We start from the raw sequence: 21,523 nt of genomic DNA, 5'->3' as shown, positions 1-21,523 counted from the left end.
CACGTGCGCTGATTTAGTATTGCCTCAGCTTAAAAGTCCAGTGTACCGATGGGCACAGGCGCTTCATTGATGGAAGTCAATTAGTTTCGCCAAAGAAAATCACATGCGCGCACCGCTTTCCATCCTGATCTACCAGCGCGTGCTGGCCGCGCCCGATCCGCTGTTTCCCGAGTGCCTGCACGGGCGCCGCTTTGAGCAGCACCTGCGCCTGCTGACCCGCTGGTTCCGCCTGATGCCGCTCGCGCGCGCGGTGGCGCACCTGGCCGACGGCACCCTGCCGCCACGCAGCGCCTGCCTCACCTTCGACCACGGCTACGCCGAGCACGCCTCCGTGGCCCTGCCCCTGCTGCAGCGCTACGGCGTGCCGGCCACGTTTTTCGTCGCCGCCAGCTACCTCGACGGCGGCTGCACCTGGAGCGACATCGTCACCGAGGTGGTGCGCAATGCGCCCGGCGAGCGCCTGAACCTGGCGCGCAGCGGCTTTGCCAGCTACGACATCGGCTGCCCGCAGCGCCGCCGCGCCGTGATCGAGATGCTGCTGGCCGCCCTGCGCCTGCTGCCCCCGCACGAACGGCTGGCGCGCGCGCGCTCGATGGCGCGCCGCGTCACCCCGACCATGCTCAGTTCCGACCAGCTGCTGGCCCTGCACCGGGCCGGCATGGAGATCGGCGCCCATCCGCTGCACCACACGGCGCTGGCCAGCCTGTCCAACGCCGCCGCCCGCGCCGAGATCGCCGAGGGGCGCGGGCGCATCGAAGACATCCTGCAAGCGCCGGTGCGGCTGTTCGCCTATCCGAGCGGCAAGCCGGGCCAGGATTTCGAGCACCGTCACGGCCTCATGCTGCGCGCCCAGGGCTTCGAAGCGGCCGTCGGCATGGGCCGTGGCGCGGCCCGCAGCGGCAGCGACCTGTTCGCGCTGCCGCGCATCGCCCCGTGCGAGCACGCCGGCGGTGGCGCCTTCCTGCTGCGCCTCGCCGGCAACCTGTTCACGCGCGCCTGACATCAGATCCCGGCCGCCATCTGGGCGGCCAGCAGGCGCCGGTCGAACTTGCCGTTGGGGCCGCGCGGCAGCGCCGCCTGGCGCACCTGGGCCAGCAGCGGCAGCATGTAGCCGGGCAACTTGGCGCGGCAGGCGGCCAGCAGCACGGCCGGCTCCAGCAGGCAGCCGCGCTGCGGCGTGACGGCCAGTGCGATCGACTGCCCCAGCACCGGGTGAGCCAGCCCCAGCGCCGCCGCCTCGGCCACCAGCCCGGTCGCGTACAGCACCTCTTCGATTTCGGTCGGGCTGACCCGGTAGCCGCCGGTGGTGATCATCTCGTCGCTGCGGCCGATGAAATACAGATAGCCGTCCTCATCGATCCGCACGGTGTCGCCCGACCACACCCCGGTCTCGGTGAACGGCAGCCCGGGCTGGGCCGGCAGCGGCCGGAAGCGCTCGGCCGTGCGCGCCGCATCGTTCCAGTAGCCGAGCGCCACCAGCGGCCCGCGGTACACCAGTTCGCCCGGCTCACCCGGCGCGCACGGCTGGCCGTCGGGCCGCAGGACCAGCACGTCGGCGTTGGGAATGGCTTTGCCGATCGAGTCGGGCCGGGTGTCGAGCTGCTCGGGGCCCAGGCAGGTCGCGCGGAACGCTTCGGTCAGCCCGTACATCAGGTACACCCGGGTGTCGGGCAGGCGCCGGCGCAGCGCGTCCAAGGCCGCGCGCGGCATGGCGCCCCCGGAACTGGTGATGTAGCGCAAGTTGTGCGGCGTGTCCCAGTGCAGCTCGACCAGCTGGATCCACAGCGGCGGCAGCGCCGCCAGCGCCGTGATGCGCTCGCGCGCCACCATGACCGGGATGTCGCGCGTCAGCAACGGATTCATCAGCACCACGGCGGCGCCGGCGGCAAAGGCGCTGGTCAGCTGGCTCAGGCCGTAGTCGATGCTGAGCGGCAGCAGCGCCAGGATGCGGTCGTGCGCCGTGTGTCCCAGGTAAGCGGCCACGCTGCAGGCGCCCGCCACCAGATTGCGGTGCGATAACACCACGCCTTTCGGCGCGCCGCTGCTGCCCGAGGTGTACAGCAGCGCCGCCATGTCGCTGTCGATGCAGCGATGGGCGTCGCGCGCCGGACCGGTACCGGCGCGCTTCATCCAGCCATCCCAGGCCAGCACGCCCAGGCCCGGCAGCATGCCATCCTCGGCCCCGGTCTGCAGCACGCAGTACAGCTCCGGACAGCGGGCCAGCTCCAGGTCGAGCGTGGCCAGCCGCCCGGGCGAGGTCAGCAGCACGCGGGCGCCGCAGTCGCGCAGGATATGACCGACCTGGGCCGGCTTGAGCAAGGGATTGACCGGCACCAGCACCAGGCCGGCCGCGGCCGCGCCGAACAGGGCCAGCACCGCTTCCTCGCACTTGTCGAGAAACACCGCCACGCGCTCGCCGCGCGCCAGCCCCAGGCCCAGCAAGCCCTGCGCGGCCACCTCGACGCAGCAGGCCAGTTCTTCATAGCTGAGGCTATTGTCGAGATAGCGCAAGGCCGGCGCATGCGGCGTGCGCCAGGCAGCCTCGTTGATCAGATCGTGCAAGAGCTGGGCCATATTTTCCTCTGAGTAAATTGTTTCCCAATGGCATTCATGATTGAGAAAAACGGCCTACTCGGCATTGACGGGAATCAAGCAATGCGACGGCACTCTTCCTCTTGTGCGCGCTCAATAAGCCCGCAATTTGCGGGGTGTTTAATGAAACCGGTTCCGCGGACAGGACAGGGGCGAGGGAACCGACCATTCCTTCATCAGTGCGCCCGCAATCTTGCGTCCCGGCCAGCCCGGGGTGCGTACAGGAGATAAGAACACCATGAATGCTCCCCTGCTGTCCCTTCCGCGCGTGCTGCCGTTTTTCTTCGACGCCGAGCCGGGCACCCGTTTCAGCCTGTATCACGCGCCGGCGCCGCAGGTGCGCACGCGCGGCGCCATCCTGTATGTGCACCCGTTTGCCGATGAACTGAACAAATCGCGCCGCATGGCCACCTTGCAGGCGCGCCGCTTCGCCGCCGCCGGCTACGCGGTGCTGCAGATCGACATGTTCGGCTGCGGCGACAGCTGCGGCGATTTCAGCTCGGCGCGCTGGGAACTGTGGAAGCGCGATCTCGAGATCGCGCGCGCCTGGCTCGCCGAGCGTGCCGGCGGCGGGCCGATGCACCTGTGGGGCATCCGCCTGGGCGGCCTGCTGGCGCTCGATTTCGCCTGCAACGCGCCGGTCGACGGCGTCATCCTGTGGCAGCCTTTCCTGAACGGGCGCACCTGCATCAACCAGTTCCTGCGCCAGGGCCTGGCGGCGCGCATGCGGGCCGGCGACCCGGCGCTGTTCGGCACCACCAGCCAGCTGCGCGCCGACCTGCTCACGCGCGGCATGATCGAAGTGGGCGGCTACGAACTGGCCGCGCCGCTGATCCAGGCCATCGACGCCTGCGACGCGGCGGCGCTGCCGCTGCCGCCCTGCCAGGTGCACTGGTTCGCCAGCGCCTCGCCGGCCCCGTCGCGGCTGGCCGCCAGCGCCGCCCGCATCGCCCACCGCTGGAGCGCGCGCGGGGCCACCCTGCATTTTCATGCCGTCGAAGGAGAGCCGTTCTGGGGCGCCAACGACATCGTCGAGTGCCCGGCGCTACTGGCCGCCACCAGTGCCGTCTTCGCACCGGAGGCATGATGGAAGCCACCCAACGCGCACTGCAATTCAACTGCGGCGGCAGTTCGCTGGTCGGCATCCTCGACCTGCCCGAACGGCCGCTGTCGCGCGGCGTGCTGGTCGTCACCAGCGCGCCGCAATACCGCATCGGCAACCATCGCCATTTCACGCTGCTGGCGCGCCTGCTGGCCGCGCGCGGCATCCCGGTGATGCGCTTCGACCACCGCGGCATGGGCGACAGCGAAGGCGAGGCGCGCACCATCGACGCGCTGGGTGAAGACACGCAGGCCGCCATGCGCGCCTTCTTCGCCCAGATGCCCGGCATGCAGGACGTGGTGCTGTGGGGCCTGGGCGACGCCGCCACGGCCGCCGTGCTGTATGCCCAGGCCGACGCGCGCGTCTCGGGCGTGGTGCTGCTCAATCCCTGGATGCACACGCCCGGCAGCGCGCCGCGCGCGGACGGCTTGCCGCAACTGCTGGCGCGTCTCGGTGAACTCGATTTCTGGAAGCGCGTGGCCAGCGACAGCGGCGACGGCCAGGCCAGCGTGGCCGCGCGGCGCCAGAACATGCGCGCCGCCGCTGCCGACGCCAGTCTGCCGCTGCCGCAGCGCGTGCTGGCCAGCCTGTCGGGCTTCGACGGCGCGGCGCTGGTGATCCTCGGTGGCGACGAACCGGGCGCGCAGCACGTGGACGCCCTGCTCAAGCGCCACGAGGTGCGCTGCAAGTGCGTCACCATCGCCGGCGCCGACCGCACCTTCGCCAGCCGCGCCTGGCGCGACGCGGTGGCGGAGGTCAGCGCAAACTGGATTGCGTCATGGTGAAATCCTGATGCCGTGATGGTGCATCAGGTCGTACAGGGTCGGGCGGCTCACGCCGAGCAGCTCGGCCGCCTTGACGATCGACCCGTTGGTGCGCGCCAGCGCCGTCACCATCACCTTGTACTCGGCGGCGTCGCGCACCTGGCGCAGATTGACGGGCGTGCCTGACTGCGGCACCTCGGCCAGGCCCAGGTCGCGCGCGCTGATCTGCGGCCCTTCCGACATGATCACCGCGCGCCGGATGCAGTTTTCCAGCTCGCGCACGTTGCCCGGCCAGCCATACTGCTCGATCGCCAGCACCGCGTCGTCGGTGAACGCCGGCACGCTGCGCCGTTCGGTCAGGCAAGCCTGGTGCTTGAAGTGGTGCGCCAGCAGCACCGCGTCGCCTACCCGCTCGCGCAGCGGCGGAATGGCCAGCACCACTTCGCTCAGGCGGTAGTACAAATCCTCGCGAAAGCGCCCTTCGCGCACCAGCTTGGGCAAATCCTGGTGGGTGGCGCACACGATGCGCGCATCGATGGCGATTTCGCTGCGTCCGCCGATACGCTCGATCACGCGCTCCTGCACGAAACGCAGCAGCTTGGCCTGCAGGGCCATCGCCATATCGCCGATTTCATCGAGGAAGAAGGTGCCGCCCTGCGCCATTTCGATCTTGCCCAGGGTTTGCTGGCCGGCGCCAGTGAAGGCGCCCTTTTCGTGGCCGAACAATTCGCTCTCGAGCAGGTCGGCCGGAATGGCCGCGCAGTTGATCGCCACGAAGCGCTTTTCGTGGCGCGCCGACAGGTCGTGCAGGCCGCGCGCGAACAGTTCCTTGCCGGCGCCCGAGTCGCCCAGCAGCATCACCGTGGCCGACGACGGCGCGAGTTTTTCGACGCTGCGGCACAGGCGCAGCATGCCGGGGTCGCGCGTGACGATGCGCGCCAGCGGCGAGTCGGCGCCGATCTGCAGCATGCGCTGGTTCTCTTCCTGCATCGCGTGCAGATAAAACGCCCGCTCCACCACCAGGCCCAGGGTATCGGCGTCGAACGGCTTCTGGTGAAAGTCGTAGGCGCCCATGCTGATCGCCTTGAGCGCATGGGCGCGGTCCTGGTTGCCGGATAAGACGATGACCTTGGTGCCCGGCGCTTCGGCCAGTATCTGCTTCAGGGTGGCCAGGCCCTCGGTGGCGCCGTCCGGATTGGGCGGCAAGCCCAGGTCGAGCGTCACCACGGCCGGGCGATGGCGGTGCAGCTGCGCCAGGGCGCTCTCGCGGTCTTCGGCGATGAGCACATCATAGCCATCGAAACTCCAGCGCAGCTGCTTCTGCAAGCCTTTGTCGTCTTCGACCACCAACAGCTTCTTTTTGCCCATTGTGCAGCTCCTTGAAAGAGGGTTCACGTTCAACGGCTTCCCTTGCCCAGCAAAACCACCTGCACCGTATCGATCAGGATCAGCAGATCGAGGAACAGGCTGTTGTTCTTGACGTAATAGAGGTCGTACTGCAGTTTCTGGACGGCGTCGTCGACCGAGGCGCCGTACTGGTAGCGCACCTGGGCCAGGCCCGTCACGCCGGGTTTGATGCTATGGCGGACGTTGTAGTAAGGGATATCGCGCGCCAGCTGGTCGACGAAAAACGCGCGTTCCGGGCGCGGTCCGACGAAGCTCATCTCGCCCTTGAACACATTGAGCATCTGCGGCAGCTCGTCGATGCGCAGCATGCGCAAAAAGCGGCCCACGCGGGTGACGCGCGGATCGTTGGCCGACGCCCAGGTGGGCACGCCGGGCGCCTCGGCATTGATGCGCATGCTGCGAAACTTGAGCACATTGAAGATGCGGCCATCTTTGCCGACCCGTTCCTGCTGATAGAACACCGGCCCACCGTCGTCGAACCTGATGGCCGCCGCGGCCAGCAGCATCACCGGCAGCGACACCACCGTGATGCAGCCGCTGGCCACCAGGTCGAAGCAGCGCTTCACGCTGGCGCGCCAAAAGCTCTGGTCGAAGCCGCCGCCGAAAATCAGGTAGCTCGGCTGCAGCGAATCGAGCCGGATCTGACATGCCTCGCGCTCGAAAAAGGTGGCGGCGTCGATCACGCGCACCCCGCCCAGCGCGCAGGCCAGCAGGTCGCGCACCGGGAACTCCTTGCTGCGCCGGTTCGTCACCGTCACCACCAGTTCGCGCGCCTCGTAGCGGCGCGCCATCTCGAGCAGCGACTCGCCCACCGGCAGCAGCGCGGCGCTGGGCACGCAGCTTTCTTCGCCGGCGATGGGCACGCAGCCGACCACGCTGAACTGGTGCAGGCCGTTCTTGCTGTGCGCCAGATCCATGCACTCGCGCGCCAGCGGCCCGCTGCCGACAAAAATCAGGCGTGCTTCGAGCAGCGCCGACTCGGCCGACTTGAACACCACCAGGCGCGTAAGCACCACGGCGGTGGCGCCGATGGCGAAAATCACGCTGCTGATCCCGCGCCCGAAATAGATCTCGGGGCGCACCGCGATCATGGCGCTGAGCAGCGCGAAACCGAGCGCGAACGAGGGCATGATGCGGATCAAGGTGGTGCGGATGCCCTCGCGCGAGCCGTGCTGGTACATCCCCAGCGCGCTCATGCTGAAGATGATCACCAGCGCGAACGTCAGCGACGACAGATACAGGTTATCGGCGCGGAACTGGCCGTTCTGGTCCGAAAACCACAGGACCGAGGCCACGCTGGCCGAGGTGAGCAGCATGAGCAGTTCGAGCAGCAGCAGCACGAACGCCATCTTGGATACGTAGTGACTGAAAATCCGGATCACGATCCCTCCATGCCAGCGATACTCGTCGCGTCCGTGCCCGCTGCACGGCGTGGTAAATAATCGCTTACAGACTCACAAGAGGTATTGACTACGAACAAGCATTTTCGGGCATTTCCTGAAGGCCAGACACAGTGCAGCCAAATAGACTATAGTGATGCTTCTGCACTAATTACTCGCCCAACATGAAATTTGACGTCGCTATTGTCGGCAGCGGACTGGCCGGTCTGTCGGTTGCCCTGCATCTTGCGCAAACGCGCACCGTTGCCATCATCTCCAAGCGGGCGCTGCTCGACGGAGCCAGCAACTGGGCCCAGGGCGGCATCGCCGCGGTGCTGGACTCGGGCGACAGCCACGCCCAGCACATCGACGACACCCTGGCGGCCGGCGGCGGCCTGTGCGACGAGGCGGCCACCCGCTTCATCGTCGAACATGGGCGCGAAGCGATCGAATGGCTGATCGACCAGGGCGTGCCGTTCACGCGCGACCCGACCGCCGAAATGGGCTTTCACCTGACCCGCGAAGGTGGCCACAGCCAGCGCCGCATCATCCACGCGGCCGACGCCACCGGCCACGCGGTCCAGGTCACACTGGAGCAGAAGGTGCGCGCCCATCCGAACATTTCGCTGTTCGAGCAGCACTGCGCGATTGACGTCATCACGTCCGACAAATTGGGTCCCAAGCCTGCCGCCGCCAGCGCCGGCCAGCCGCACTGCTACGGCGTGTACGTGCAGGACGAGAAAACCGGCCAGGTGCTCACGTTCGAAGCCGAGCACACGGTGCTGGCCACCGGCGGCGCCGGCAAGGTGTATTTGTATACCACCAACCCCGACACCGCCACCGGCGATGGCATTGCGATGGCCTGGCGCGCCGGCTGCCGCGTCTCGAACATGGAATTCATCCAGTTCCACCCGACCTGCCTGTACCACCCGTACGCCAAGTCGTTCCTGATCACCGAAGCGATCCGCGGCGAAGGCGGCTTGCTCAAACTGCCGCCGGAAGCCGGCGCCGCGGCCGGCACGCGCTTCATGCCGATGTACGACGAGCGCGGCGAACTGGCCCCGCGCGACGTGGTGGCGCGCGCCATCGACTTCGAGATGAAAAAGCGCGGCCTCGATTACGTCAACCTGGACATCAGCCACCAGAGCCCCGAGTTCCTCAAGGAGCACTTCCCGACCATTTACGCGCGCTGCCTGGAGCTGGGCATCGACATCACCAAGGAACCGATTCCGGTGGTGCCGGCGGTTCACTTCACCTGCGGCGGCATCGTCACCGACCTGGCCGGACGCACCGACGTGCCGGGCCTGTACGCGGTCGGCGAAACCGCCTGCACCGGCCTGCACGGCGCCAACCGCCTGGCCAGCAATTCGCTGCTCGAATGCCTGGTGGTGGGACGCGCCTGCGCGCACGAAATCGCGGCCATGCCGAAAGGCGAAACGCGCGACCTGCCGGCCTGGGATGAAAGCCGCGTCACCAACGCCGACGAGGAAGTCGTCATCGCCCACAACTGGGATGAACTGCGCCGCTTCATGTGGAACTACGTCGGCATCGTGCGCACCACCAAGCGCCTCGAACGCGCGCAGCACCGCATCGCCCTGCTCAAGGAAGAAATCGACGAGTACTACCGCAACTTCCGCATCACCCACGACTTGCTGGAGCTGCGCAATCTGGTCGACGTGGCCTCGCTGATTGTCAACAGCGCGCTGACACGGCGCGAAAGCCGCGGCCTGCATTTCAGCCGCGACTATCCGAACACCTTGCCGAAAGCCTTGCCAAGCGTGCTGACACCGCCGCGCCGCTAACGCAGGTCGCGCCACGACGCGGATATGAACCAGAAGCTCACGCCCGCGACCATTGGTTTACTGACCCTGCCCCCGCTTCTGTGGGCAGGCAACGCCATCGTCGGCCGGCTGGTGCGCGACGCGGTGCCGCCGATGACGCTCAACCTGCTGCGCTGGTCGATCGCCATGCTGATCCTGCTGCCGCTGGGACGGCGCCTGTTCGCCAGCGATGCGCTGCGCAGCAACTGGCGCCGCTTCGCCCTTCTCGGCCTGCTCGGCATCGGCCTGTATAACTCCCTTCAGTACCTGGCGCTGCAAAGCTCCACCCCGATCAACGTTACGCTGGTGGCAGCCGGCATGCCGGTCTGGATGCTGCTGATCGGCGCGCTGTTTTTCGGCGTGAAGGTCGGCCGCCAGCAAGTCATCGGCGCGGCCATGTCGATCGTCGGGGTGCTGGTGGTGCTGTGCCGCGGCGAGTGGAGCCAGCTGGCCGCGATGCGCCTGGTCGCCGGCGATCTGTACATGATCCTGGCCACCATCGCCTGGTCGTTTTACAGCTGGCTGCTGACCCGGCAAAACGATCCGCCCGCCGTGCGGGCCGACTGGGCCGCCTTCCTGCTGGCCCAGGTCATCTACGGCGTGCTGTGGTCGGGCGCCTTTGCCGGCGTAGAATGGGCCGGCGGTGCAGTCGCGGTCCACTGGAGCTGGACCGTCGCGGCGGCGCTGCTGTACGTCGCCATCGGCCCGGCCATCATCGCCTTCCGTTGCTGGGGCGCCGGCGTGCAGCGCGCGGGGCCCAGCGTGGGCGCGTTTTTCAGCAATCTGACCCCGCTGTTCGCGGCCATGATGTCGTCGGCGTTTTTGGGCGAACTGCCGCACCTGTACCACGGCGTGGCGTTTGCGCTGATCGTCGGCGGGATCGTGTTCTCGTCGCGCCGCAAGGCCGGGTAAAATCAGGCACATGAAGACACTTCCACTCAGGCTGGTTCCGGGGCAGGACCTGCGCGCTGCCCTGGCCGACGTGCTGGCCGCGCATGGCACTGCGGCCGGTTTTGTGCTGCAGGGGATCGGCAGCCTGCGTGGCGCGCGTTTGCGCCTGGCCGGCGCCGCCCAGGCCACCGACGTCGAAGGCGACATCGAAATACTTACCCTGGCCGGCTCGCTCTCGCCGGACGGCCCGCATCTGCACATGTCCGTGGCCGATGCCTCCGGCCGCGTGCTGGGCGGCCACGTACTGGCCGGCTGCACCATCCGCACCACGGCCGAAATCCTCATCGCCCTGCTGCCCGACCACCGCTTCGCGCGCGAGCTTGACGCGGCGTCCGGTTTCGACGAGCTGGTGGTGCATTCCCATGACTGCTGACAGCGACGCCCTGGCCGATTTTGTGGAACGCCACCGGCGTATCCTGGTGCTGACCGGCGCCGGCATGAGTACCGCCTCGGGCATTCCCGACTATCGCGACCGTGATGGCGTACGGCGCGGTAAAACGCCGGTGCAAGGGCCGGATTTCCGCAAGCTCGAAGCGGTGCGGCGGCGCTATTGGGCGCGCAGCATGGTCGGCTATCCGACGTTGTCGGCCGCCGCGCCGAACGCCGGTCATGTCGCGCTGGCCGGGCTGCAAGCGGCGGGACGGCTCGGCGCCCTCATGACGCAGAATGTCGATGGCCTGCACCAGCGCGCCGGCAGCACCGAGTTACTCGAACTGCACGGCAATATCCACAAGGTGGTATGCCTCGACTGCCACGCCAGTTTTCCACGCGCCTTCGTGCAGGGTCAGCTGGTCGAAGCCAATCCGGCGCTGGCCGGCGCCGTGGCCACGCCCGCGCCGGACGGCGACGCCCATCTGGAGCCGGACGCGCTGGCCGAATTCCACCTGCCTTACTGCGTGCACTGCGGCGGTACGCTGAAACCGGACGTGGTGTTCTTCGGCGACGGTGTGCCGGCCGACTGCACCCGCGAAGCGCTGGCACGCATGATGGAGGCCGACGCCCTGCTGGTGATCGGCTCGTCGCTGGTGGTGTATTCGGGCTTTCGCTTTTGCCGCATGGCTGCCGACTCAGACAAGCCGATCGCCGCGATCAATCTGGGCAAAACCCGCGCTGACGAGTTGATATCGTTGAAGGTCGAAGCCAGCGCTGAAGATGTCCTCCCAGCGCTGCTCAGGCAGTTTGCTAGCGATTGAGCGCGCGTTCCCGTTCACGCTCGGCCATAAAGTCTGCAAGTGATGCGATGGTTTGCTGACGGAGCTCGATATCGGCACTCAACCACTCGTAATCGGCCCGGTCGCTGAAAGCGTTGAGCCGGGATCGGGCCTTTTCCATTCGTTTTGTTTCCGCCTCCAGGCTCAAACCGTGCGACTCGGGAGTATTGACACGCAAGATCTATCATGCTTAAAGCATGAATGTTGCCTTGTCGAATTACCCGCCTCCCGGTATAATTGAGAATAATTCTCATTCAACAGCCAGCCAGCACGACCGTAGCCAGCCATTGCACTCATATTCAGGATGGCTCCATGGCGCACTACGCACCTTTCGGCCCGGCGTACGCCGGCTGCATTCCCCTTCCCTTGACCGCCGCAGTCCGTTCGGCACTCATCTTCGCCGCCCTTGCCGGCGCCGCTGCGCTAGCGCAGGCCAGCGAGGTGGCCGACGATGCCGTGGCGATGCCGGTGATCACGGTCGACGGCAACAGGGAAGACAACGGCTACGTCGCCAAACGCAGTGGCGCCGGCACCAAGACCGACACGCCGCTGATCGAAACGCCGCAGTCGATCAGCGTCATCCCGCGCGAGCGCTTCGAGGAGCAAGGCGCGCAAACGCTGCGCCAGACGCTCAATTACAGCGCAGGCCTGGTCTCCAGCTACTTCGACAGCCGGGCCGATTCGGTCACTTCGCGCGGCGGTAATCCGGCCATGCTGCAGGATGGCGTGCAATCGAACTTCGGCAGCTACAACACCACGCGTCCCGACCCGTACACCCTGGAGCGCGTGGAAGTGCTGCGCGGCCCGTCGTCGGTCCTGTACGGCCAGGGCGGCATCGGCGGCGTGGTCAATCTGGTCTCCAAGCGGCCGATGGCGTCCTCGCAGCGTGAAGTCCAGGTACAAATCGGCAGCAACAGCCGCAAGCAGCTCTCGCTCGACATCAACCAGGTGCTCGATGCCGACGGCCACTGGCTGGCGCGCCTCGTGGCCGTGGGCCGCGACAGCGGCACGCAAGTCAATATGGTCGACGACGACCGCAAGCTGCTGGCGCCCTCGCTGACCTGGGCGCCCAACGCAAACACCTCGCTGACGGTGCTGGCACTGCGCCAGGAGGACCACAGCGGCTCGATGATCGGCTTCTTCCCGTGGCAGGCCACTTTGCTGCCGTCGAAGTTCGGCCAGATCCCGACCAGCACCTTCACCGGCGAGCCAGGCTGGGATGCCTACGACACCGAACAGACCGCGCTCGGCTACCTGTTCAGCCACCGCTTCAACGATACGCTGAGCGTGCGCCAGACCCTGCGCAAGACCAAAAGCGAAGTCGATTACCGCAGCGCCTACACCAGCTTCACCGCCGTGGCGGCGACCGGCCGTCCGGCGCGGCCCGTGTTCAATCCCGACCAGCGCACCATCAACCGCGACGTGGTGCAAAACCTGAACAACCTGGAAACGCTGCTGGTCGATACGCAATTAGAGGCGAAACTGGCCACCGGGCCGCTGCAGCACACCATCCTGCTGGGCGCCGACGTGCAGCGGGTGGAAACGCGCCAGGCCAACGGGCGCGGCGTGGCCGCACCGCTGGACGTGTATGCCCCAGTCTACGGCAACTACACCGTACCGAAGGCGCTGACCCACCTGCCGACCACCAATCTGCGCCAGAACGGCTACTACGTGCAGGACCAGATCAAATACGGCCCGCGCTGGGTAGCGGTACTGGGCCTGCGCCACGATGCCGTGACCAACGATATCGAAGGTCGCGCGGCCGCGCGCACCGACGACAGCGCGAACACCAAGCGGGTCGGCTTGCTGTACCTGGCCGACGGCGGCTGGTCGCCGTATGTCAGCTATGCCGAATCGTTCCTGCCGCTGGGCGGCGTCGACTTGAACGACCAGGCTTTCCAGCCGCAGCGCGGCGAACAGTGGGAAGCTGGCCTGAAATGGCAACCGCCCGGCCGCACCCTGATGACCACCCTGGCCGTGTACGACCTGCGCGACACCAACCGCAAAACCGCCGATCCGGCCAATCCACTCAACAGCATCCAGATCGGCGAAGTGCATGTGCGCGGGCTCGAACTGGAAAGCGCCGGTAAGCTGGGCCGCGACTGGGACTGGACCGCCGGCTATGCCTACACCGACGCCACCGTCTCGCGTAGCAATGGCGCCGACAACGGCAAGCGCCTGAGCGGCATCCCCAAGCACAACGTGTCGGCCTGGCTGACGCATCGCTTCTCGATCGCGCAGCAGGATGGCTTCAGTGCCGGTGCCGGCGTGCGCTACCTGGGCTCCTCGATGGACGGCCTCGATCAACTCGAAACGCCGGACATCACCCTGCTCGACGCCATGCTCTCTTACAGCAGCGGACCGCTGCGCGTGGCGCTCAACGTCACCAACCTGACCGACAAGGTCCAGATTTCGACCTGCCTGGCCCGCGGCGACTGCTTCTATGGCCAACGCCGCGCCGTCGCCCTGACCGCCCGCTACACTTTTTAAGTACCCGTGAATGAACATGACCTTACATCCCCTCGCGCTGGCCGTCCGCTCGGCACTGCTTTTCTCGATGGCGGGCGTGGCCCGCGCCGCGCCCCCGACGCCCCGCTCGACGAAGCGGCACCGGTGAGCGTGGTCGAAATCCGCGCCGACAAGCAGGACGACAGCACATCCTACGGCGCGCGCGCCGTCAGTACCGCCACGCGCTTCAAGCTGTCGCTGCGCGAAACGCCGCAGTCGGTCACCGTCATCACGCGCCAGCGCATGGAAGACATGAACCTGACCAGCATCGCCGATGTGCTGGTGCAAACGCCCGGCATCACGGTGCAGGAAAACGACAGCGAACGCACCAGCTTTTCGTCGCGCGGTTTCACGGTCAGTAACTTCCAGGTCGACGGCGTGGCCGCCAACTACAGCTCGGGCAACAGCGCCCTGTTCGACACCGCCCTGTACGACCGCATCGAAGTGGTGCGCGGCGCCACGGGCCTGGTGACCGGCGCGGGCGACCCGTCGGCCACGATCAACATGGTGCACAAGCGCCCCACGCGCGAATTGAGCGGCTCGGCCTCGGTCGGTGTCGGTTCATGGGACATGCGGCGCGTGGAGGCCGATATTTCAGCGGCCCTGAACGCATCGGGCAGCGTGCGCGGACGCGCCATCGGCGTTGTGCAGAACCGCCATTCGCACCTGGACCTGTACAAGGAGCGCAAGATCGTCGGCGGCGTGCTGGTCGAAGCGGACCTGGGCAAGGACAGTCTGCTGACCGTGGGCGCCGACTACCAGCACAACACGCCGAAAGGCACGACCTGGGGCACCACGCCGCTGTTCTTCAGCGACGGCACGCCGGCCAACCTGCCCCGTTCCTTCAACGCGGCGGCCGAATGGAGCAGCTGGGAACGCACCTACCGCAATGTGTACGCCAACCTCGAACATCGCATCAACGACGACTGGAAGGTGAAGGTTTCGTACAACCGGCTCGATTCGACCTCCGAAGGCGCGCTGTTCTACGGCGGCAGCGGCTACCCGAACCGCGACGGTACGGGGCTGGCCGTGTGGAACGGCACCTTCCCGTACGAAGAAACGCAGGAGAACCTGGACCTGTACGCGACCGGCGCCTTCAATCTGTTCGGGCGCAAGCACGAGCTGGTGGCCGGCTGGAACGGCTGGCGCCGCGAAGACGTGACCCCGGCCATCGCCACCGAAACCCCGCTGCCGTTCCCGCTGGTGATTCCCGACTTCCGCAACTGGACCGGCAAGGTGCCGCAGCCGGTCAGCTGGCGCACGGGCGCCAGCGCGGCGGCGGTCACGGAGCAGTCGGGCGCCTACCTGGCGGCGCGCCTGCGCCTGGCCGACCCGCTGCAGGTGATCGCCGGCGCGCGCCTGAGCACCTGGAAGACCCGCACCGACAACTTCAACACCAGCGGCGACTTCGTGAACGCCACCGGGCGCTACGCGTCGAAGGACGTGCTCACCCCGTACGCCGGCGTGGTGTTCGACCTGGCGCCGACTGCCTCGCTGTACGCCAGCTACAGCGATTTGTTCAAGCCGCAGAACTACAAGGACAAGGACAACAACTTCCTCGACCCGGTCACCGGCAGCAACGTGGAAGCCGGCGTCAAGGCCGAATTTTTCGGCGGCCGCCTGAACGCCGCCGTCGCCGTGTTCGAGGCCAAACAGGACAATCTTGGCGAGGATGACAGCTCGGTGCCACTGGGCGTGCTCCCTGCCCGACGGCACCCGCCCGTACGTCTCGACCGGCAAAGGCACCAAAAGCCGGGGCGTGGAAGCCGAAGTATCGGGCACGCCGATGCCGGGCTGGCAGCTTTCGGCCGGCGCCACGCGCAGCACGTCGCGCAACGCCAAGGGTGTAGTGATCAATACGATCCAGCCGCGCGACATGGTACGCATCAGCACCACCTGGCGCCTGCCGGGCGAATGGCGCGATGTGACCGTGGGCGGTGGCGTGAACTGGCAGAGCGAAATCTACACCACGGCCACCGGGCCGGCCGGCAAGGTGCGCACCAGCCAGGCCGCGTACACGCTGCTTAACCTGATGGGCCGCTACCAGATCACGAGCCAGCTTTCGGCCAGCGTCAATATCAACAACCTGCTCGACAAGACCTACTACCGCAAGGTGGGGTTCTACAACGGCGGCTATTACGGCGAGCCGCGTTCGGTATCGGCGAATCTGCGCTATCAATATTAATCACAACAAGGACACTCCATGAAAAACCTCGCAACCACCCTCCTCGCCACGCTGCTGTGCGGCGCCTTTGCCAGCGCGAATGCGCACCAGATCTGGATCGAACAGGATGGCAAGACCGCCGCCGTCTACTTCGGCGAATTTGGCGACAACCTGCGCGAAGCCTCGCCCGGCCTGCTCGACAAGTTTGTCGCGCCGACCGCCACGCTGATCGGCGCCGGCGCCGACCGCAAGCTGAAACTGGACAAAACCGCCGGTGCGTTCGTGCTGTCGGCGCGCGCCGCCGAAGGCCAGAGCATCGTGGCCGAAGAAGCGAGCTACCCGGCCATTGAAAAAAAGACCGGCGACACCGTGGTGCGTTCGATCTGGACCCCGGCCGCGCGGCTGGTCAACGGCAGCGCCGCGCAGCAGGCGCGCCTGACGCTCGACATCATCCCGACCGGCAAAGCCGGCCAGTTCCAGCTGAGCTACCAGGGCAAGCCGCTGGCGAAAACCAAGGTCGCCGCGGTGGCGCAATCGGGTTGGGCCAAGGAAGCGAAAAGCGATGAAGAAGGCATGGTCAACTTCAGCATGCCATGGAAAGGCACCTATGTGCTCGAAGCGCACCACACCGACAAAACCGCGGGCCAGCGCGACGGCAAACCGTACGACGTGGCCACCTACGTGACCACCATGAGCATGGTCCAAACGGTTGGCGCGACTGCCATCGCGGCGCCGCCAGCGGCCAAACCCAACGTCATTACGCCGTAACATGCGCCTGTCCGCCCCTCTCGCTTACCGGCTAGGCGTGGGCTCGCGCGCGCTGGCCGCCATCCTCGGCGGCTACCTGCTGGCGGCGGCGGCCAGCGCCCTGCTTGCGCTGCTGCTGCCGCGCGTGCTGGGTACCGGACGCGCGGACGCCGTCATCGCGGCGACCCTGGCGTCGTTTGCCATCTACGCCGGCGCCGTAATCTGGGTGTTCGCCGCCCGCAGCGCCGCGCGCGCCTGGCTTGGCATGCTGCTGCCGGCGGCAGGCATGGCCGCCATCGTCTATCTTCTGTACCGGAACGTCCCATGAAAGAAAATCTTCGCCAGTCCATGGCCTGGCTGCATACCTGGTCGGGCCTCCTGGTCTGCTGGGTACTGCTGCTGATCTTCGCCGGCGGCACCGCCAGCTACTACCAGGAAGAAATCACCTTGTGGATGGAGCCGGAACTGCATGGCGCGGCCGCGCACAAGGCCGGCAGCGTCGATGCCGCCGACATGGCCGTCAAGGCGCTGCAGCAGCGCGCGCCGGACGCGCAGCGCTGGTTCATCAACCTGCCGACCGAGCGCCGGGGCGCCGTGCGCATCGCCTGGACCGCGCCCCCGCCGCCCGAGGGCGCGCCGCGCAAACGCCAGCGGCTGCAGACGGCCCTGATCGATCCGCTCACCGGCGCGGCCATGGCGGAGCCACGCGACACCCGTGGCGGAGAATTCATCTACCGCCTGCACTTCGACCTGCACTACATGCCGCCGCTGACGGCGCGCTGGATCGTGGGCTTTTGCGCCATGTTCATGCTGGTGTCGATCATCAGTGGCGTGATCACGCACAAGCGCATCTTCAAGGACTTTTTCACGTTCCGGCCCAACAAGGGACAGCGTTCCTGGCTCGATGCCCACAACGCCACCGCGGTGCTGGCACTGCCGTTTCACCTGATGATCACCTACACAGGCCTTGTAACCCTGATGTTCATGTACATGCCGGGCGCCGCCCAGGTGGCGTACAAGGGCGACCGCGATAAATTTACCGAAGAAGTCTTCCCGAGCGCCGGCAAGCCTGCCAAAAAGCCGGGTGAAGCGGCCGTGATGGCGCCGCTGCGGCCGATGCTGGAACAGGCCGAACGCCATTGGGCCGGCAGCCACGCCGGCTCGATCACGGTCAATCATCCGAACCACGCCAATGCCAGCATCGCGGTCACGCGCGCGGGCGGCCGCGAGCTGTCGTACAAGCAGCCGGCGATGCAGTTCGACGGCGTCAATGGCGCGCTGCTGGCCAGCGCGGGCGACCAGCTGGCGCCGCCGGCCGCCACCCACGGGGTGATGTACGGCCTGCACGTGGCGCGCTTTGCCGAGCCGCTGCTGCGCGCCTTGTTCTTCCTTTCCGGGCTGGCCGGTTATGCCATGGTGGCGACCGGCGCGATTCTGTGGGCGGTCAAGAGCCGGCAGACGCAGGCCAAGGCGCTCAAGGCCGGTGCATCCATCGGTGTCGGCACGCGCCTGGCGGAGGCGTTGAACATCGGAGCGGTGGCGGGTTTGCCGATCGCCTTTGCCTGCTACTTCTGGGCCAATCGCCTGCTGCCGGCCGTGATGGAAAAGCGGGCGGAAAACGAGATTGCGGTGTTCTTTGCCGCCTGGGGCGCAGCGGCGCTGCTGGCGCAGGTGAAGCCTGACCGTGCCATGTGGCGCTTGCAGCTCGCTGCCGGAGCGTTCCTGTTTGGCGCGATCCCGCTGCTCAATGTGTTGACGACGTCATCGCACCTCGGCGTGACCATGCAGAACGGCCCGAGCGCGGTAGCGTGGTTTGACATCACGGTGCTGGCACTGGGGCTGCTGCTCGGTTACGGCGCGCTGCGGCTGGGCCGGGGCAAGGTGAAGACCAATGAAGTCAAGGCGCCGGCGGTAAGCGCCGGAATCGGAGCGGCATCATGAGCGGCGTGTTTTATCTCGTTGCGGTGTTCGGGCTCAGTTACGCCGGTTTCGGGGCGCTGAGCGTGGCGATGCAGCGGCATTACGCCGACATGCATGGACGCGGGCAGGAAGCGCCGCCGGCGTTGCGGCGGCGTTTGCAGGCAGCTGGCGCGGGTGCGCTGGTGCTGGCGTTTGCGGCCGCGGTGCTCAAGGGCGGCGGCGGCCACGGGCCGCTGATCTGGCTGGGCGGGATGACCGCGGCGGCACTGGCGCTGATGATGTTGCTGACGTACGCGCCGCAGCGGGTCGCGCGTCTGGCCCAGGCGGCAGGCGTGGTCGGCGCAATCGCCTTCGTGTTGGGCGGTTTCGCTTAGCAATCGCGCAAGGTGCGCGCCACCCTGTGGGCTACAATCGAACTCGACATTTTTAGTGCGGAGTTCATCATGAAAACATTGTTCGTCATAATGGCGTTCCTGCTCGCCGGCTGTGTTTCCAAGCCGGCGGACGTTGAACCGGTGGCCAGTTTCGAGTCCGCGAAATATCTCGGCAAATGGTACGAAATCGCGCGGCTGGATCATTCGTTCGAACGCGGCTTGAGCCGGGTGACGGCCGAGTACAGCCTGCGCGACGATGGCGGCATCAAGGTCATCAACCGTGGCTATAACGCCGAGAGAAAGGAATGGAAACAGTCGGAGGGCAAGGCGTACTTTGTCGAGAAGCCCGACGTCGGTTATCTGAAGGTGTCGTTTTTCGGTCCCTTTTACGGATCGTATATCGTCTTCGACCTGGAACGCGAGAATTACAGTTATTCGCTGATCAGCGGCCCCGATAAATCGTATTTCTGGCTGCTGTCGCGCACGCCGACAATGGATGAGGCAACAAAAAAGCGCCTGGTCGCTAAGGCCCAGGCGCTTGGTTTCGATACGTCGAAACTGATTTACGTCGACCAGTCTCCGGTCAGTCAATAATCCGCAGCGAGAAATCGGTGGCCTTGATGTCCTTGGTCAGGCTGCCGATGGAAATGCGGTCCACGCCCGTTTCGGCGATCGCGCGCACACTATCCATATTCACCCCGCCCGATGCTTCCAGCAGCGCACGGCCCGCATTGAGCGCGACCGCGTGGCGCATCGTGGCCAGCTCGAAATTATCGAGCAGGACCGACGTGGCGCCGGCTTCGAGCGCTTCGCTCAACTGAGCCAGGGTTTCGACTTCGATCTGGATCGATACGCCGGCGTCCAGCGCCTGCGCCGCCGCCAGTGCCTTGCCCACGCCGCCGGCTGCGGCAATGTGGTTTTCCTTGATCAAGATGCCGTCGTACAAGGCCATGCGCTGGTTCTTGCCGCCGCCGACCCGCACCGCGTACTTTTGCGCCTGGCGCAGGCCCGGCAAGGTCTTGCGCGTGTCGAGGATGGACGCTTTCGTGCCTTCGACCACCTCGACGTAACTGCGCGTGACGGTGGCTACGCCGGAAAGCAACTGCATGAAGTTCAGCGCGGCGCGCTCGGCCGTCAACAAGGCGCGCGGTGGCGCTTCGATGGTGCAGACCACGCTGCCGGCGTTCATCAGGTCGCCTTCGGCATATTGCCAGTCGACTTCGATGCTCGGATCGAGGGCCAGCATCACGCCTTCAAACCACGGTCCGCCGCAGAGCACGGCTTCTTCGCGCACGATCACGCGGGCGCGCACGCGGGTGTCGTCGGGGACGAGCTTGCCGGTGAGGTCGCCGCTGCCGACGTCTTCGAGCAAGGCGGCCAGCAGGTTCGATTCAAAGGCGGTTTGCAGCGCCGCATCAAAAACGGCGTAAGGATTACGTAAATTGCTCATGCTGGGCCCACTCCGGAAAACAGGGTTGCTTCGTTGGCCAACGCGCTGGTCGGCAAGGCTTTGGCTTTTTTCGCGGCGGCGAAGTCGAGCATGCGGTCGATGGCGCGCACGGCTTCCTTGCCGACTTGCGGATCGACATGGATTTCGTTGCTGCCGCTCTCTAACACGTCGGCCAGGTTCTGCAAGCCGTTCATGGCCATCCATGGGCAGTGCGCGCAGCTCTTGCAGGTGGCGCTGTTGCCGGCGGTTGGTGCTTCGATGAAATGCTTGCCCGGCGCGGCGGCGCGCATCTTGTGCAGGATGCCGTTGTCGGTGGCAACGATGAAGGTCGTTGCATCCATCGTTTGGGCGGCGTTGATCAGTTGCGTGGTCGAGCCGACCACGTCGGCCAGGGCGACCACGTTGGCAGGCGACTCCGGATGGACCAGCACCCTCGCTTCAGGATGCTCGGCTTTGAGCAAGTCGAGTTCGACGCCCTTGAATTCGTCGTGCACCAGGCAGGAGCCCTGCCACAGCAGCATGTCGGCGCCGGTTTGCTTTTGAATGTAGGAGCCGAGGTGCTTGTCCGGTGCCCACAGGATTTTCTTGCCCTGCGCATGCAGGTGGGCCACGATGTCGAGTCCGATGGACGAGGTCACCATCCAGTCGGCGCGCGCCTTGACGGCGGCGCTGGTGTTGGCGTAGACCACGACGGTGCGGTCGGGATGGGCGTCGCAAAAAGCCGAGAATTCGTCCGCCGGGCAACCCAGGTCGAGCGAACAGGTGGCGTCGAGGTCGGGCATCAGGATGCGTTTTTCGGGGCTGAGGATCTTGGCGGTCTCGCCCATGAAACGCACGCCGGCGACCACCAGCGTTTTTGCCGGATGATCGCGGCCAAAGCGCGCCATTTCGAGCGAATCGGAGACGCAGCCGCCGGTTTCCTCTGCCAGGTCCTGCAGGTCGCCATCCACGTAATAGTGGGCGACGAGCACCGCTTCGCGTTCTTTCAGCAAGCGCTTGATGCGTTCCTTGAGCGCCGTTTTTTCGGCGGCGGACGGCGCGGCCGGCGTGCGTGCCCAAGCTTGCGCGGTGCAGCTCAGGCCGGCTTGAGGATGCTCGTATTCAATGGTTTTGATAGGGAGAATGTTCATGTCG

Annotated in this window: 20 protein-coding genes and 1 pseudogene; 15 read left to right on the top strand and 6 right to left on the bottom strand. The window is 66.4% G+C overall.

The window, feature by feature from the left end; all coding sequences use genetic code 11:
• The first annotated feature begins 103 nt into the window (after positions 1-103).
• Entirely contained in the window at positions 104-1,000 is an 897-nt protein-coding gene (locus CR152_RS23390) for a polysaccharide deacetylase family protein (protein WP_099878991.1), read from the top strand.
• Positions 1,001-1,002: 2 nt separating this feature from the next.
• Here CR152_RS23390 and CR152_RS23385 read toward each other — a convergent pair whose 3' ends face one another.
• Positions 1,003-2,574, bottom strand: coding sequence for an acyl-CoA ligase (AMP-forming), exosortase A system-associated (locus CR152_RS23385; protein ID WP_099878989.1), 1,572 nt, complete (start codon positions 2,572-2,574; stop codon positions 1,003-1,005).
• Positions 2,575-2,830: 256 nt separating this feature from the next.
• Between CR152_RS23385 and CR152_RS23380 the strand changes: the two genes are divergently transcribed.
• Both CR152_RS23380 and CR152_RS23375 read left to right on the top strand, forming a co-directional pair.
• A complete protein-coding gene (locus tag CR152_RS23380; protein WP_099878987.1) occupies positions 2,831-3,679 on the top strand; it encodes a hydrolase 2, exosortase A system-associated in 849 nt (282 codons plus the stop codon).
• On the top strand, positions 3,676-4,479 hold the full coding sequence (locus tag CR152_RS23375; RefSeq protein ID WP_099878985.1) for a hydrolase 1, exosortase A system-associated: 804 nt from the start codon (positions 3,676-3,678) through the stop codon (positions 4,477-4,479). The genes CR152_RS23380 and CR152_RS23375 overlap by 4 nt, the downstream gene beginning before the upstream one ends.
• Here CR152_RS23375 and prsR read toward each other — a convergent pair.
• On the bottom strand, positions 4,471-5,826 hold the full coding sequence (prsR, locus tag CR152_RS23370; protein ID WP_099878983.1) for a PEP-CTERM-box response regulator transcription factor: 1,356 nt from the start codon (positions 5,824-5,826) through the stop codon (positions 4,471-4,473). The genes CR152_RS23375 and prsR overlap by 9 nt on opposite strands.
• Positions 5,827-5,855: 29 nt before the next feature.
• On the bottom strand, positions 5,856-7,247 hold the full coding sequence (locus CR152_RS23365; protein WP_099878981.1) for a TIGR03013 family XrtA/PEP-CTERM system glycosyltransferase: 1,392 nt from the start codon (positions 7,245-7,247) through the stop codon (positions 5,856-5,858).
• Positions 7,248-7,429: 182 nt separating this feature from the next.
• Between CR152_RS23365 and nadB the strand changes: the two genes are divergently transcribed.
• From nadB to CR152_RS23345, 4 genes are read left to right on the top strand one after another with little or no spacing between them, the layout of a single operon-like run.
• Positions 7,430-9,046 (top strand): L-aspartate oxidase, encoded by a 1,617-nt coding sequence (nadB, locus tag CR152_RS23360; protein WP_099878980.1) that lies wholly within the window; start codon positions 7,430-7,432, stop codon positions 9,044-9,046.
• A gap of 24 nt (positions 9,047-9,070) precedes the next feature.
• Positions 9,071-9,976 (top strand): DMT family transporter, encoded by a 906-nt coding sequence (locus CR152_RS23355; RefSeq protein ID WP_099878978.1) that lies wholly within the window; start codon positions 9,071-9,073, stop codon positions 9,974-9,976.
• 10 nt (positions 9,977-9,986) lie between these two features.
• Positions 9,987-10,388, top strand: coding sequence for a PPC domain-containing DNA-binding protein (locus tag CR152_RS23350; protein ID WP_099878976.1), 402 nt, complete (start codon positions 9,987-9,989; stop codon positions 10,386-10,388).
• Positions 10,378-11,208 carry an NAD-dependent protein deacetylase gene (locus tag CR152_RS23345; protein ID WP_099878974.1) on the top strand — a complete coding sequence of 277 codons (831 nt, stop codon included), beginning with the start codon at positions 10,378-10,380 and terminating at the stop codon, positions 11,206-11,208. Before CR152_RS23350 ends, CR152_RS23345 begins: the two co-directional genes overlap by 11 nt.
• On the opposite strand, the gene CR152_RS33205 is transcribed toward CR152_RS23345, so the two are convergent.
• Positions 11,198-11,404 (bottom strand): hypothetical protein, encoded by a 207-nt coding sequence (locus CR152_RS33205; protein ID WP_157778684.1) that lies wholly within the window; start codon positions 11,402-11,404, stop codon positions 11,198-11,200. The two genes, CR152_RS23345 and CR152_RS33205, sit on opposite strands and share 11 nt — an antisense overlap.
• Positions 11,405-11,538: 134 nt before the next feature.
• On the opposite strand from CR152_RS33205, the gene CR152_RS23340 reads away from it, so the two are divergent.
• From CR152_RS23340 to CR152_RS23305, 8 genes and pseudogenes are all read left to right on the top strand, one after another.
• On the top strand, positions 11,539-13,716 hold the full coding sequence (locus tag CR152_RS23340; protein WP_099878972.1) for a TonB-dependent siderophore receptor: 2,178 nt from the start codon (positions 11,539-11,541) through the stop codon (positions 13,714-13,716).
• 6 nt (positions 13,717-13,722) lie between these two features.
• Positions 13,723-15,420 (top strand): annotated as a pseudogene (locus CR152_RS23335) (TonB-dependent siderophore receptor); the annotation flags it as partial.
• A complete protein-coding gene (locus tag CR152_RS34720; protein ID WP_099878968.1) occupies positions 15,407-15,919 on the top strand; it encodes a TonB-dependent receptor domain-containing protein in 513 nt (170 codons plus the stop codon). The pseudogene CR152_RS23335 and the gene CR152_RS34720, both read left to right, overlap by 14 nt.
• 18 nt (positions 15,920-15,937) lie before the next feature.
• Positions 15,938-16,666: a DUF4198 domain-containing protein gene (locus CR152_RS23325; protein WP_099878966.1), complete on the top strand. Its 729-nt coding sequence runs from the start codon at positions 15,938-15,940 to the stop codon at positions 16,664-16,666.
• Position 16,667: 1 nt separating this feature from the next.
• A complete protein-coding gene (locus tag CR152_RS23320) occupies positions 16,668-16,973 on the top strand; it encodes a DUF3649 domain-containing protein (protein WP_099878964.1) in 306 nt (101 codons plus the stop codon).
• Positions 16,970-18,586 carry a PepSY-associated TM helix domain-containing protein gene (locus CR152_RS23315; RefSeq protein WP_099878962.1) on the top strand — a complete coding sequence of 539 codons (1,617 nt, stop codon included), beginning with the start codon at positions 16,970-16,972 and terminating at the stop codon, positions 18,584-18,586. The genes CR152_RS23320 and CR152_RS23315 overlap by 4 nt, the downstream gene beginning before the upstream one ends.
• Entirely contained in the window at positions 18,583-18,939 is a 357-nt protein-coding gene (locus tag CR152_RS23310; protein ID WP_099878960.1) for a DUF3325 domain-containing protein, read from the top strand. Before CR152_RS23315 ends, CR152_RS23310 begins: the two co-directional genes overlap by 4 nt.
• A gap of 12 nt (positions 18,940-18,951) precedes the next feature.
• On the top strand, positions 18,952-19,533 hold the full coding sequence (locus tag CR152_RS23305) for a lipocalin family protein (protein WP_441295163.1): 582 nt from the start codon (positions 18,952-18,954) through the stop codon (positions 19,531-19,533).
• Here the strand turns inward: CR152_RS23305 and nadC are convergent.
• Both nadC and nadA read right to left on the bottom strand, forming a co-directional pair.
• A complete protein-coding gene (gene nadC / locus CR152_RS23300) occupies positions 19,523-20,389 on the bottom strand; it encodes a carboxylating nicotinate-nucleotide diphosphorylase (protein ID WP_099878956.1) in 867 nt (288 codons plus the stop codon). The two genes, CR152_RS23305 and nadC, sit on opposite strands and share 11 nt — an antisense overlap.
• Positions 20,386-21,519 carry a quinolinate synthase NadA gene (nadA, locus tag CR152_RS23295; protein ID WP_099878953.1) on the bottom strand — a complete coding sequence of 378 codons (1,134 nt, stop codon included), beginning with the start codon at positions 21,517-21,519 and terminating at the stop codon, positions 20,386-20,388. Before nadA ends, nadC begins: the two co-directional genes overlap by 4 nt.
• Between the last annotated feature and the right edge of the window lie 4 nt (positions 21,520-21,523).

The organism is Massilia violaceinigra, assembly GCF_002752675.1.
Taxonomy (GTDB): Bacteria; Pseudomonadota; Gammaproteobacteria; order Burkholderiales; family Burkholderiaceae_D; genus Telluria_A; species Telluria_A violaceinigra.
Note: the sequence above shows the minus strand (reverse complement) of the source record. Positions and strands in the feature narration are given on the sequence as shown.